This window comes from Microbulbifer sp. 2205BS26-8, from assembly GCF_030731025.1.
Lineage (GTDB): Bacteria > Pseudomonadota > Gammaproteobacteria > Pseudomonadales > Cellvibrionaceae > Microbulbifer > Microbulbifer spongiae.
This window is the reverse complement of record NZ_JAVAMR010000010.1, coordinates 1-13,760: the sequence shown is the minus strand read 5'-3', so window position 1 is coordinate 13,760 and position 13,760 is coordinate 1. Positions and strand designations below refer to the sequence as shown.

9 protein-coding genes, 3 tRNA genes and 1 pseudogene are annotated in these 13,760 nt (G+C 57.4%); 1 reads left to right on the top strand and 12 read right to left on the bottom strand.

What is annotated here, in order from left to right; all coding sequences use genetic code 11:
* Positions 1 to 776 precede the first annotated feature (776 nt).
* A pseudogene (locus Q5Y71_RS05250) lies at positions 777 to 1,467 on the top strand (IS6 family transposase).
* 92 nt (positions 1,468 to 1,559) lie between these two features.
* Here Q5Y71_RS05250 and Q5Y71_RS05245 read toward each other — a convergent pair.
* From Q5Y71_RS05245 to ubiM, 12 genes are all read right to left on the bottom strand, one after another.
* Positions 1,560 to 2,213, bottom strand: coding sequence for a hypothetical protein (locus Q5Y71_RS05245; protein WP_306040655.1), 654 nt, complete (start codon positions 2,211 to 2,213; stop codon positions 1,560 to 1,562).
* 135 nt (positions 2,214 to 2,348) lie between these two features.
* A complete protein-coding gene (gene pnp, locus Q5Y71_RS05240) occupies positions 2,349 to 4,475 on the bottom strand; it encodes a polyribonucleotide nucleotidyltransferase (RefSeq protein ID WP_306040654.1) in 2,127 nt (708 codons plus the stop codon).
* A 257-nt stretch (positions 4,476 to 4,732) separates the two neighbouring features.
* Positions 4,733 to 5,002 (bottom strand): 30S ribosomal protein S15, encoded by a 270-nt coding sequence (rpsO, locus tag Q5Y71_RS05235; RefSeq protein WP_091386577.1) that lies wholly within the window; start codon positions 5,000 to 5,002, stop codon positions 4,733 to 4,735.
* Between the two features lie 145 nt (positions 5,003 to 5,147).
* Positions 5,148 to 6,089, bottom strand: coding sequence for a tRNA pseudouridine(55) synthase TruB (gene truB / locus Q5Y71_RS05230; protein WP_306040652.1), 942 nt, complete (start codon positions 6,087 to 6,089; stop codon positions 5,148 to 5,150).
* Between the two features lie 2 nt (positions 6,090 to 6,091).
* The gene (gene rbfA / locus Q5Y71_RS05225; protein WP_301414645.1) at positions 6,092 to 6,490 is read right to left on the bottom strand and encodes a 30S ribosome-binding factor RbfA; all 399 of its coding nucleotides are present in this window, start codon (positions 6,488 to 6,490) and stop codon (positions 6,092 to 6,094) included.
* A gap of 94 nt (positions 6,491 to 6,584) precedes the next feature.
* The gene (infB, locus tag Q5Y71_RS05220; RefSeq protein WP_306040651.1) at positions 6,585 to 9,338 is read right to left on the bottom strand and encodes a translation initiation factor IF-2; all 2,754 of its coding nucleotides are present in this window, start codon (positions 9,336 to 9,338) and stop codon (positions 6,585 to 6,587) included.
* A gap of 63 nt (positions 9,339 to 9,401) precedes the next feature.
* Positions 9,402 to 10,904 carry a transcription termination factor NusA gene (gene nusA, locus Q5Y71_RS05215; protein WP_306040650.1) on the bottom strand — a complete coding sequence of 501 codons (1,503 nt, stop codon included), beginning with the start codon at positions 10,902 to 10,904 and terminating at the stop codon, positions 9,402 to 9,404.
* A gap of 43 nt (positions 10,905 to 10,947) precedes the next feature.
* Positions 10,948 to 11,412 (bottom strand): ribosome maturation factor RimP, encoded by a 465-nt coding sequence (gene rimP / locus Q5Y71_RS05210; RefSeq protein ID WP_301414648.1) that lies wholly within the window; start codon positions 11,410 to 11,412, stop codon positions 10,948 to 10,950.
* A 134-nt stretch (positions 11,413 to 11,546) separates the two neighbouring features.
* Positions 11,547 to 11,623 (bottom strand) — tRNA-Met (locus Q5Y71_RS05205).
* Between the two features lie 39 nt (positions 11,624 to 11,662).
* Positions 11,663 to 11,739, bottom strand: a tRNA-Met gene (locus Q5Y71_RS05200).
* Between the two features lie 41 nt (positions 11,740 to 11,780).
* A tRNA-Met gene (locus Q5Y71_RS05195) sits at positions 11,781 to 11,857 on the bottom strand.
* A gap of 337 nt (positions 11,858 to 12,194) precedes the next feature.
* A complete protein-coding gene (ubiM, locus tag Q5Y71_RS05190) occupies positions 12,195 to 13,361 on the bottom strand; it encodes a 5-demethoxyubiquinol-8 5-hydroxylase UbiM (RefSeq protein WP_306040649.1) in 1,167 nt (388 codons plus the stop codon).
* Positions 13,362 to 13,760: the final 399 nt, after the last annotated feature.

Sequence of the window (13,760 nt, the reverse complement as noted above, 5' to 3'; positions counted from 1 at the left end):
TGAGTTCCAGGGCTTAGCAACTGATGGATTTCAGCAGAAACCGCTCCTCAGGCATGCTATTACCTTCCGGTTCGGTGCTGTTACAGTTTCCTGACCGGCTTATGTGTACCCAAAGAGGAATGTATACAAGCCACTGGATTATTAAAATACCGTTTAAAACGCTGCGGGCATATGGCACACATTCTGTTGCGTAACGGTTCTTTCCATTTTTTTCTATGGTGGTTCTTGCAATTTGTACCCGAAATGGAAGTGGGCATCTCGGCTTTATTGGGGGGTGATTCCGGCTCTGGCAGAAGGCGTTCACCACATCAGTTTATAGTGTTCCTGGGTATTGCAACCATCCTGATTGCGGAGGGAGGGGGATATCTATCAATCAAGAAACAAGCTGGCCATCACCGGAGTAAAGGGTATGGTTAGCTTTGACTTCATCGGTAATGCCAACTGCATACTATCGGTTGCTACAAAGCCACCATCGACCATTGCGCAACTTTAGCCACCACCGTATCAATTCGCCTCTAAAGAGCATCTTGTTTTTCAGTGCTTCACCTGGGGTGAATGCTTTCAGCCAAAACCCGCTTGCGGCCTTTCCCCCGTTAGTGGCACCACTGGCCAGGAAAGGCCGACCAAGGCACTGCAAACCCGGCCTGGACGGGTTTCAAGCAGAGTGCATTTGCCAGGGGTGCTGTAGCAAAGGGTTCTGTTGCAAAGATTGTACTCTCCTTGCTTCTCTAGTAAAAAGACACCCTATTTTCTTAATCTTAGCTTTGAGTGCTTGAATTTTGATCAATTTTAAAGGTACCCACTACCCAAAAGATGTGATCCTGTACGCAGTCTTTTTTTTTACGTGCGTTATTCGGTTTCTTACCGAGACCTTTGAGAGATCATGCAGGAACGCGGCGTCACCGTTGCTCACGCCACAATCAATCGCTGGGTTGTCCGCTACTCTCCGCTGATTGCAGAACAGGCGCAAAAACAAAAGCGTAGCGTAGCTACTTCGTGGAGAATGGATGAGACCTACATCAAAGTCAAAGGTAAGTGGGTCTACTTGTATCGAGCCATTGATAAACACGGCAATACCATTGAGTTTATGTTGTCTGAAGCTCGAGATGAGCAGGCTGCTACGGCCTTTTTTGATAGAGCTATCGGCAATAATGGCTTGCCTGAAAAAGTAGTCATGGATAAAAGCGGAGCAAACCTAGCAGGACTGAAAAACATAAATTTTTGCCTGTTCCTCTTCAGCTTCTGGTTCTTGCTCATTGATATCCTGCAAGTCAAATACCTGAACAATATCATTGAACAAGATCACCGATTCATTAAACGGATAACCAAGCCAATGATGGGTTTCAAGGCGTTTCATTCAGCTCAGGCCACAATTGATGGTATCGAAACTGCCATTTGATTCGCAAAGGGCAGCTGAACCAAGAGGGTATCCCGACCTATCAACAATTCATGGCGCTCGCAGAATAATTGCGTCCAGGCCATAGGTGTATTTCTGGCAAACGAGAAGTTTGCGACAGAACCAGCTTACCTGCCCTGTCATCCACGCTTTTTCAAACGCCTCAAGCCCGTCGCCCGTCCGCAGTACGGGTAAACAATGGACGCGCACTCAAAAGGGAAAATACCGAAATAGCCAACAGCAGATGGAACCAGTTGGTGCGCGCCAGGCCCAGCAGCTGCCTGGCACCGGTGCCGACAAACAATACGTTAACAGCCACCAGTACAGCGCCGCCACCCAGCACGAAAGCCTGTGTGCGGCTCAGCCGGCGCGGCGAAACCCATTCCAGTAACGCCACCAGCAGCCACAGCAGCAGGCCCAGTGTCGAGTACAGATCGACTACCCACCGGGGCGCCAGCAGGCCGCTTTCTCCGAGACCGATCGATGATGCGAGCACCACCGCCACCACCACATAAGCCGGCGCGCGACTGTCTGCTCCCCAGCGCAAACCCAGGCGCACCCAGAGCAGGCCGATGCCGATGAGCAGGAAAGCGGCGTAGCCGGAGAGACGGGTCAGTGCCCGGTGCAGTTCAGTCACGCCGGGGTCTATACCGTAGCGGTAGGCGCCCGCAATCGCGGCGAGGGCAATAAGGGCAAGAGCAGCAACCAGCATCAGAGCCGCCGACTGAAATTGCGCGCGAGTCAAATACCAATACTGATTGGCAAGCAACAGGGCAGTGAGACCGAGCATCAGGTCCAGAAGCCAAAGATTGTGCACGGTTAGTCTCCCTGTTTTTGCCCAGATTCTAGCTGAAAATCTGTGGGCACGGGACCATGCCCCGGCCCTTCCCCCTGTATCAAAAGCCATAAAAAAACCCGGCACAAGGCCGGGTTCCCTGCGAGCTTTGCAGACTCACACTTCGCCGCTGCCCTGTCCCGCTGTCTCGGCGGCGGCCGCCCGATCGGCGTTGGCTTCCTTGATGGATAGCTTGATACGCCCGCGCTGGTCAACGTCGAGCACCCTCACAAACACTTTCTGGCCTTCGCTCAAATAGTCGGTCACCGCATTCACACGCTCTTCGGCGATCTGTGAGATATGTACCAGGCCATCTTTGCCCGGCAGGAAATTAACGAACGCACCAAAATCCACAATACGCACCACGGTGCCCTCGTAGATCGCCCCGATCTCGGCTTCCGCGGTGATTTCCTCAATGCGGGTCACTGCGCTTTCCAGGCTCTCGCCATCCTCGCCAAAGACCTTGATGGTGCCATCATCCTCAATATCAATAGAGGCGCCGGTCTCTTCGGTGATAGAGCGGATCGTCGCACCGCCCTTGCCGATCACATCGCGGATTTTGTCCGGATGGATCTTCAGGGTCGCATAGCGCGGCGCATTCTCGTTCACACTGGCGCGGGAGGAGTCAATCACCCGGTTCATTTCCGCAAGGATGTGCAGGCGCGCCTGCAGGGCCTGCTCCAGGGCGGTTTCCATAATCTCTTCGGTGATCCCTTCGATCTTGATATCCATCTGCAGTGCGGTCACACCAGAAGCGGTGCCGGCCACTTTGAAGTCCATATCACCCAGGTGATCCTCATCACCGAGAATGTCAGTCAGTACCGCATAGCCCTCATCTTCCTTCACCAGGCCCATGGCGATACCGGCCACCGGCGCCTTCAGGGGCACGCCGGCATCCATCAGTGCCAGGCTGGAACCACACACAGAGGCCATGGAACTGGAACCGTTGGATTCCGTAATCTCGGAAACCACGCGTACGGTGTAAGGGAAACTGTCCGGATCGGGGAGCACAGCGGCAATCCCGCGGCGGGCCAGGCGGCCGTGACCGATTTCGCGGCGACCGGTAGCACCTACACGCCCCGCTTCACCAACGGAGTAAGGGGGGAAATTGTAGTGCAACATAAAGTAGTCTTTGCGTTCACCTTCCAGGGCATCGATGATCTGGGCATCGCCGGTAGAGCCGAGAGTCGCCACTACCAGAGCCTGGGTTTCACCGCGAGTGAACAGGGCAGAGCCGTGGGATTTCGGCAGTACACCCACTTCCACAGTAATCGGGCGCACGGTCTTGTTGTCGCGACCGTCGATGCGGGACTCGCCGCGCACCACGGAACCGCGCACCAGCTGCTTCTCCAGCTTGCCAAAGGCGCCTTTTACCTCATCTGCGCTTATTTCCTCGCTAGAGAGTGCTTCGGCAGCTTCACTGCGCAGTTCAGCCAGACGGGCGCTGCGGGCCTGCTTGTCGATGATACGGTAAGCTTCCGCAACCTTGCCGGCAAACTGGCTCTCCAGGGCGGCTTTCAGCTCGGTGTTTTCCACCGGTGGCTGCCAGCTCCACTGGGGCTTGCCGGCTTCCGCCTTGAGTTCTTCGCAAACCCGGATAATGGCCTGCATTTCCTGGTGCGCATACAGCACAGCGCCCAGCATAATATCTTCCGGCAGCTCTTGTGCTTCGGACTCCACCATCAGCACAGCGTCTTTGGTACCCGCTACCACCATCTCCAGTTCGGAGGTTTTCAGGGCTCTGTAACCCGGATTCAACAGATAACCATCCTGCTGGGTGTAGCCCACGCGCGCAGCGCCGATCGGGCCGGCAAAGGGAATACCGGATACCGACAGTGCTGCAGATGTACCGATCATACCGGCGATATCCGGGTCCATATCCTTCTCCGCGGACAGGACCGTGATCATCACCTGTACTTCATTCATAAAGCCCTTGGGGAATAGCGGGCGAATCGGGCGGTCGATCAAGCGCGAGGTCAGGGTTTCCTTTTCAGACGGGCGACCTTCCCGCTTGAAGAAGCCGCCGGGAATCTTGCCGGCCGCGTAGGCTTTTTCCTGGTAGTGCACAGACAGTGGGAAGAAGTCCTGTCCGGCTTTCATTTCCTTGGCGCCGACAACGGTGCACAGGACAACGGTTTCACCCATGGTCACCAGGGCTGCACCGGTGGCCTGGCGCGCGATGCGACCGGTCTCGATGGTGACCTGATGCTGTCCGTACTGGAAGGTTTTGCTTACTGGATTCACTAGTTTTTCCTATTTCCTTACGGTTACTGGCCCATTCCAGTAACCCCTACAATGGTTGCCCGGGCGCAGGTTCCAAGCCCTTTGCCCAGGGTGGTACGGGGGCGTACCGCCACCGGCCGGGATGGCCGGCACAGGTGCCGCACGACAGCTCGACAATGCCTGAGAGACTGTGCAGCGTCACTTCTGAAAAGTGACAAGGCGCCACTTTTCAGTATGCATGAAAAAGAATGCCCGCCAGAGGCGGGCTTTCCAGGGTCTTAGCGACGCAGGCCGAGTTTGGCAATCAGCTGTGCGTAACGGCTCAGATCCTTGCGCTTGAGGTAATCCAGCAGCTTGCGGCGCTGATTTACCATGCGGATCAGCCCCCGGCGGGAATGGTGATCCTGCTTGTGCGCAGAGAAGTGACCCTGCAGTTTGTTGATATTGGCTGTCAGCAGGGCTACCTGGACTTCCGGGGAACCGGTATCGCCTTCGGATTGGCCGTGCTCTTTCAGGATGGCTGCTTTTTCAGTGGCAGTCAGTGCCATAACGTGTGACCTCATCGTAATATGCTTTCAAAGATCCGGCTGGCCCGTGCATATTTACAGACCAGCTAATCGCTATCGCGGGCAAGCCCGCCCGGACACCTTCACGCGCAGCGCCACCGGTTTTCACCGATACAGCGAGTGCCGCTCAAGTGCCCGTTACCAGACGCCGCGGGGCAACGCACCCGTCGTCGGTAATCTCTCCTACGCCCAGAAAATCGCCACTTTCCAGGAAGAGGCGCACCATATCACCTTCTGCACCGACACGATAGACCTGTAAATCCATTACCGGCTGCCCCTGACGCACATAGTAGCCGGAGTCGTTCGGCAGGGTGAGTTTCGGCAGAGAAGAGGCGGGGGAATCCACCGGTAGCAGATGATAGTCCAGCTCTTCTGCTTTGCCTTCGCCGCGCTCTTCGGCAAGCGCATCGAGCGTCACTGCACCAGCCTCGTCATAGGGGCCGGCCGCGCTGCGGTGCAGTGCCGCCACATAGGCGCCAACGCCCAGGGCCCGGCCCAGATCTTCGGCGATACTGCGAATATAGGTCCCCTTGGAACAGTGCACCACCACCTCGGCACGGGGCTGTTTGCCGGGCGTAAAACCCAGCAACTCAAATTCAAAAATCTTCACTTCACGCGCCTCCCGTTCCACCTCAATCCCCTGGCGCGCCAGCCTGTACAGCGGCTGGCCCTTGTGCTTGAGGGCAGAGAACATGGAGGGCACCTGCCGGATAAGACCGCGGAACTCCGCCATGGCCTTGAGCACATCCCGCTCAGTCAGGCCCGAGGCATCCCTGGTTTCCAGCACATCGCCATCGGCATCACCGCTGGTGGTGCTCATGCCGAAGCAGAAGGTGCTGCGATAGCGTTTGTCGGCATTGAGCAGGTACTGGGAAAACTTGGTGGCTTCGCCAAAACAGACCGGCAGTACACCGGTTGCCATTGGGTCCAGCGCACCGGTGTGCCCCGCGCGGTTGGCAAAGAAGAGTCGTTTGGCTTTTTGCAGGGCATGACTGGCGGTGATGCCGGCGGGCTTGTTCAATAACAGCACGCCGTGTACCGGCCGGCCCCATTTCGGTCTGCGGCCCATCGTCAATCTTCACCAGCGTCGCTATTGTCGTCGCGGTGTTTGCGATCGGCCAGCACCGCTTTATCAATTAATGTGGAAAGTTCCTGTCCGCGCACAGAGGTTTCATCGTAGTGGAATTGCAGACGCGGAATAGCCCGCATCTGGATCGCGTGCGCCAGCAGTCTGCGCAGGAAACCCGCAGCCTTGTTCAACACCTTCATCGAGGTGTTGATCTGGCTGGGATCATCCTCGCCCACAAATGTGACAAAGACCTTGGCAACAGTCAGGTCGCGACTGACTGCAACGTCGTTGATATTGACCATACCCAGGCGCGGGTCGCGCACTTCCTGCTGAATCAGCTGGGCCAGCTCGCGGCGCATGGCATCGGCAACGCGATCTGCACGGTGAAATTCTCTTGCCATTTTGTACCTATAGGGGATGGCGGTTTAAAGACAGGAAAACCCGCCCGGCAGTGGCCGGGCGGGTTTGCGATTCATCTCATCCGGGCGGCGAGTATTACAGTTCGCGGGCAACTTTAATGATATCGTAAACTTCAATCTGGTCGCCGGACTTTACGTCGTTGTAGTCCTTCACCCCGATACCACACTCCATGCCGTTGCGCACTTCCTGCACGTCGTCCTTGAAGCGGCGCAGGGACTCCAGTTCACCCTGGTAGATAACAATGTTATCCCGCAGTACGCGGATCGGTTTGTTGCGGTATACGGTACCCTCGGTGACCATACAGCCGGCAATGGCGCCGAACTTCGGCGAGCGGAACACATCGCGCACCTCGGCAATCCCCACGATCTCTTCGCGCACCTCGGGCTCCAGCATACCGGACAGGGCCTGCTTCACTTCGTCGAGCAGGTTGTAAATCACGCTGTAATAGCGAATCTCCACCCCTTCAGTCTCGGCCACTTTGCGCGCGGCAACATCGGCACGGGTATTGAAGCCCAGTACGATAGCGCCGGATGTCAGGGCCAAATTGATATCGTTCTCGGCAATACCCCCGACCCCACTGGACACCACATTGACAGACACTTCTTCGTTGCCGATATCCGCCAATGCGCCCAGAATCGCCTCGAGAGAGCCGCGCACATCGGTTTTGATCACAACCGGCAATACCTTCTTCTCACCGGCTTCCATATTCGCAAACATGTTTTCCAGCTTGGCGGTCTGCTGGCGCTGCATACGCTCCCGGCGCTCTTTGTGCGCACGTTGTTCGGCCACTTCGCGGGCCTTGCGCTCATCCGCCACGACCAGGAATTCGTCTCCGGCATTTGGGGCTGAATCCAGGCCCAGCAGTTCCACCGGGGTGGAGGGGCCCGCTTCCTTCACCTGCTTGCCGTGCTCATTGGTCATGGCGCGCACGCGCCCGTAGCTCTGGCCTGCCAAAATGATATCGCCGCGCTTCAGCTCGCCGTTTTGCACCAACAGGGTAGCAACCACGCCGCGGCCCTTTTCCAGGCGGGATTCCACCACAACACCGGTGGCCGGCACATTGATCCTGGCTTTCAACTCCAGAATCTCCGCTTGCAGGGAGACAGCCTCCAACAAGTCATCGATGCCCTGGCCCGTGTGCGCGGAGACATTGATAAACTGGGTATCGCCCCCCCAGTCTTCCGGGATCACATCCTTTGCAGCCAGTTCATTCTTTACGCGGTCCGGATCGGCCGCTTCCTTATCACACTTGTTGATCGCCACCACCAGCGGTACACCGGCAGCGCGGGCGTGATTCACCGCTTCCTCTGTCTGCGGCATGACACCGTCATCGGCGGCAACCACCAGGATCACCACATCGGTAGCCTGGGCGCCGCGGGCGCGCATGGCGGTAAAGGCGGCGTGTCCCGGGGTATCCAGAAAAGCGATCTCGCCCTGGTTGGTTTTCACACGGTAAGCGCCGATGTGCTGGGTGATCCCGCCGGCTTCACCGGAGGCCACTTTGGTTTTGCGAATGTAGTCGAGCAGGGAGGTTTTACCGTGGTCTACATGCCCCATGACGGTAACCACTGGTGCTCGTGCAACCTCAGTGCCCTCCTGGGCCTGGGACTCTGCCACCAGGCGCTCTTCCAGTTCACTCTCGGAGCGCATGACCACTGCATGCCCCATTTCCTCGGCAATCAGCTGCGCGGTTTCGCGATCCAGGCTCTGGTTGATGGTGGCCATTTCGCCCATTTTCATCAGGCGCTTGATCAACTCACCGGCCTTCACATTCATCTGTTTGGCCAGTTCACCAACGGTGATGGTTTCGCCCAGCTGCACTTCGTATACCTGCTTCGCCGTGGGCCTTTTAAAGCCGTGGGTGGGTTTAATGGTCAGGGTGGGTCGGGACAGGGAGCGCGTACTGCGCTTCTCCGCTTCATCCTCTTCAAACACTTCCAGCGCCTGCTCGTACAGAGCGGTCTTGCTGGATTTCTTCGGACCGGACTTGGAACGGCGACCTCGACGCTTGCGCGGTTGCTCCTCAGTGCGATCGTCATCGCTCGGCACAGCCTCCAGCTTGCGGCGCAGGGACGGCTTCACCTCATCGGTTTTCGCGGATTTGGCCTTGGTGGCGGTCTCCGCTTTTTTCTGTGCGGTGCGCTGCCGCTCAGCCTCTACTTTCGCTTTTTTCTCATCGAGTTCCAGCTTTTCCTGCTTGGCCTGCTGCTTGCGGCGTTCCATCGCGGCGATGCGCATGGCTTCGATATCATCCACATAGCTGGAGCGAACCGGTGCCGCGGGCTCCGCTTGTTTCACCACACTTTGTGCAGTGTTGTCCTCTATTGTGTCTTGCGAAATTTCCGCCTGCTCGGCGACCTTAGCTTCAGCTTCGGCTTTGGCTTCCGCCTCGGCTTTGCGCTGTGCTTCCTCCGCAAGGCGGGCAGCTTCCGCTTCCGCCTCGGCGCGCAGTCGCTCCTGCTCGATTGCTTGGGCCTCCCGCTCCGCTTTGGCAGCGCTGCTCTCGCCGGCTTCCGCGGCAAGATCGGCCTGGGGACGCTTTACATAGGTGCGCTTTTTGCGCACTTCCACATTCACAGTCTTGCGGCCGGTGCCGGAGCCGGTTTTCAGCGTCGTGGTGGTCTTGCGCTTCAGGGTGATCTTGCGCGGGCTGGCACCCTGCTCCCCGTGACTGCTTTTCAGGAAGTTGAGCAGGACCTGCTTTTCCTCATCTGACACCACCGCGCTCGCAGAGGTGTGAGACAAACCCGCTTCCTTCATCTGCTTGAGCAGACGGTCTTCGGTGGCACCTACCGATTTGGCGAGTTCGCTAACTGTTACTTGGGCCATTCTCTCTCCTAAAAGTCACTTGGTCGGAGGGGGTACTTATTTGTCTGTCTTGTGCCTGTGCACCTAGGTTTGCTCACCGCTGTCATCGGCAAACCAGGGCTCACGCGCTTTCATAATCAGCGCCGCAGCGCGCTCCTGGTCGAGACCGTCGATATCGAGCAGGTCGTCCACCGCCTGTTCCGCCAGGTCTTCCATAGTGGCGATGCCGCGGCTCGCCAGTTGAAAGGCCAGGTGACGCTCCATACCTTCCATCGTGAGCAGGTCTTCCTGGGGCTCGGAAGCGTCCAGCTTCTCCTCGGAGGCCAGCGCCTGGGTCAACAGGGAGTCCTTGGCACGGGCGCGTAGCTCTTCGGCGATGTCTTCATCGAAGCCTTCGATCTCGAGCATCTCCTCGATAGGCACATAGGCCACCTCTTCGAGGGAAGTAAAACCCTCATCCACCAGTACCGTGGCCACATCTTCATCGATATCCAGGCGATCGATAAACACCTGCATGATGGAGCTGGATTCCGCTTTCTGCTTACTTTGCCACTCATCGGAACTCATGACATTGATCTGCCACTGGGTCAGCTCAGAGGCGAGGCGCACATTCTGGCCACTGCGGCCAATGGCCATGGCGAGGTTTTCCTCGGCCACCGCCACATCCATGGCGCTGGTGTCTTCGTCGACCACAATGGATTCAATCTCCGCCGGCGCCATGGCATTGATGACAAACTGGGCCGGGTTCTCATCCCAAAGCACGATGTCCACCCGTTCACCGGACAGCTCATTGGATACCGCCTGTACACGTGCACCGCGCATACCCACACAGGCGCCCACCGGATCGATACGGCCATCGTTGGTGGTCACTGCAATCTTCGCGCGCAGGCCCGGATCGCGGGCTGCACCTTTGATCTCGATCACCTGCTCAGCAATTTCCGGCACTTCGATGCGAAACAGCTCGATAATCATCTCCGGGCAGGAGCGGCTCAGCACCAGCTGCGGGCCGCGGGCTTCCGGCTGGATTTCCAGCAAAATGGCACGCACCCGGTCTCCCAAACGGAAGATCTCACGGCCGACCAGTTGGTCCCGTGGCAGGCGCGCCTCGGCGTTATTGCCGAGATCCACGGCAATAAAATCACGCGTTACTTTCTTGACAGTGCCGCTCACCATTTCGCCAACGCGGTCGCGGTACTCATCCACAACCTTGGCGCGCTCGGCTTCGCGCACTTTCTGCACAATCACCTGCTTGGCAGTCTGTGCGGCGATACGGCCGAACTCTACATTTTCCACCTGCTCGCGATAACAATCGCCGGCGCCCAGTTGCGGATCTTTCTCGTGGGCTTCTTCCAGGGTGAACTGGGTACCCAGTTCGGCCAGGGTATCGTCATCCACGACTTCCCAACTGCGGAACGTTTCGTAGTCGCCGGATCGGCGGTCAATGATCACCTCAATGGTTGAATCTTCGTCGTAGCGTTTCTTGGTGGCCGTTGCCAGTGCCGCTTCGATGGCCTGGAATATAATCTCCTGGTCAACGCCCTTCTCGTTGGATACCGCCTCGGCTACCAGCAAGATCTCTTTGTTCATGTAACTGTGCCTCAAAATCGCCTGAGTTCAGGCGCCTAACAGGTTACTTGGTAAATTGGGGAATAATATTTGCCTTTTCGATACTGTCGATTGGCAGCAGATACTCATTTTCGCTGTCCACACGCAGCACCACTTCATCTCCCTCTATACCGGCCAGCAGACCGCGCCATTTGCGCTGGCCAGCCAGGGGCAATCGCAGGCGGACCTCGATCTGGGCGCCGGCAAAACGCGCATACTGCTCCAGGGTATACAGGGGACGGTCGAGTCCCGGCGAAGAGACCTCAAGCGTATACCGACCGCTGATAGGGTCTTCCACATCCAGCACTGCACTGGCCTGGCGGCTTACTTTTTCGCAGTCTTCCACGGCAATGCCGTTTTCAGAGTCGATATAGATACGCAACAGTGCATTTCGTCCATGGGTCTGGTATTCAATACCCCAAAGCTCACACCCCAGCGATGCCACCACCGGCGCCAAAAGGTCTTCCAGCAATTCGCGCTTGCCCGCCATCCACGTCACCACATACAAAAAATGGGCCTACGGCCCACTTCGAAAACCTCTGCAATTTTCTTTGCAGATACGAAAAAGCCCCTGACGGGGCTTTGACCGCACATTCGCGCAGTCAGTATACGCGAATGCAAATTTGGTAGCGGGGGCAGGATTTGAACCTACGACCTTCGGGTTATGAGCCCGACGAGCTACCAGGCTGCTCCACCCCGCAACAACGAATACGCATTAACAGCCTTTGTATCAGGCGAGATGGTAGCGGGGGCAGGATTTGAACCTACGACCTTCGGGTTATGAGCCCGACGAGCTACCAGGCTGCTCCACCCCGCAACAATACATGCGCATTCAAAGCCATTGTATCAAGAAGAAATTGGTAGCGGGGGCAGGATTTGAACCTACGACCTTCGGGTTATGAGCCCGACGAGCTACCAGGCTGCTCCACCCCGCAACAACTCCAGGAAACAAAGCCTGGCAATCTTGGTTTCCCTGCGGCGGGGCTGACCCAACCACTCAAGAGGCTGCGAATTCTAGGGCTGCGGCCCAAGTGAGTCAAGCCGTAATTGGCATTTGTTTTTACTCTGGCCGGGAAGCCACTTTCCCTATTCCGCAGATCAGTATAGAAAAGGAAGAAATTCCCGCAAGGGGCCCTTCTCCACCGCTGGCTACCCACACCGAGCCATCATCACACCGGCTCGCGCAGGGCCGATCCCGCCGCTGCCGGCTACTGCCTTTTTAGCTTTCTGAAAACCTGCAGACCTGATACAGCCTTTCCGTCAACGTCCTTTTTAGCGCGTCAGCTGATGCACAATAGCCCGGCGAATTGGTGGGAAGTGATTACTCACACGCAGCACTGCCTTACGCAGCAATTTTGCGGGCAGGCGATCATTGGTAAACAGGTCCACCACCCGATTGGTTCCTGAGTAAATCGGGCGGGACTCCAAGCGGTGCTGGAATTGATAGCGAGACAGTGCGCGACCGAGCCGCGCGGGCTGGTACAGGCGCGCAACTCCTTGCAACTGCCGCGCCAGGGTGTCCGCACCGGCAAGCCCGAGATTAAAGCCGTGCGCCGTCACCGGGTGCATACCCACGGCGGCGTCCCCCACCAGGGCAAAGCGCTCGGCATGGAACCGGTGTGCATACACGGCAACCAGTGGATAGCTGTAACGCTGGCCGCAGGCTTCGATTCCGCCGAGCTGCGAAACACTCTCCGCCTGCACCCGGGCGGCAAACGCTGTATCACTCAACTGCATAATCGTCTCAGCGCAACTGGCAGGCACGGTCACCACTGCCGAGGCGGTGTGACTCTCCGCCAAGGGCAGCAGCGCCAGGGTAGAACCATAGCGAAAACATTCCCGTGCGATACCATCGTGCGCCCGCTCAGTGCGCACCTGCCCCACAATCGCCACGCGACCAAAGTCGCGCATATCTGCACCGATACCGGCCATTCGCCGCACCTCGGAATAACGGCTGTCCGCCGCCACCACCAGTCCCGCAGTAATACTTTCGCCCTCCCCACAACACACCACACGCCGGTCCGATTCCTGCCTGGTACCAGTTACCGTACAGCCGCTGTGGAGCTGGATATTACTGTGCTCCCGTGCCACCTCACAGAGTACCCGGCGCAGAGTTGCATTAGAGACAATAAATCCAAGGGGCCCGCAGCCGCGGGTCTCAAAATTCAAACTGGCCGGGGCGTATCCGTCCACAACCTGTGCGGATTGCAGTATGCCGATCTCATCGTCGCGCAGCCGCTGCCAGGCCCCCAGACTCTCCAATATCCGCACAGACTTATGGGTGAGTGCAATCTCTCTCCCGTCATCACCGGGACTGAGCACATGCTGCTCGCTCTGGCGCTCCAGCAATACTACCCGGCAATTCCGCCTGGCCAGCGCCACCGCCAACGCCAGCCCCGCAGGCCCGGCCCCAACAATTGCCACATCTGCTTGCAACATTTCTGCCCCCTGGCGACAAGCCCACCGCCAAACCATTTTCCACACTGGCGCCTTCGGTTGCAGCCGCCGAGCTGCAGGGGACCTTAAAGAAAGGAATAATACCGGGTACTGACGCAGATCAGGAAACAGGTAGACTCTGTGGCAGATCAACAGACTTCTCCATTCATCTCACCCTTTTACCTACTTAAGGGCCAATAACCACAGTTACTACGCCCAGGGCACAGTGACTATTCGCGCATACAATGCGTACAGGATATTGAACCAGTTAAGTGGACCCCATTGGCAAGACAGCTTTTCCAGTCAGTTTAAGCTGCATCCAACTCTTCATACGCAGCTGAACAGCGCTGTCCTGTTACTACCGTTGCAGAAGCCCCCGTGCAGCTTGGTGAAGTAGAGGAT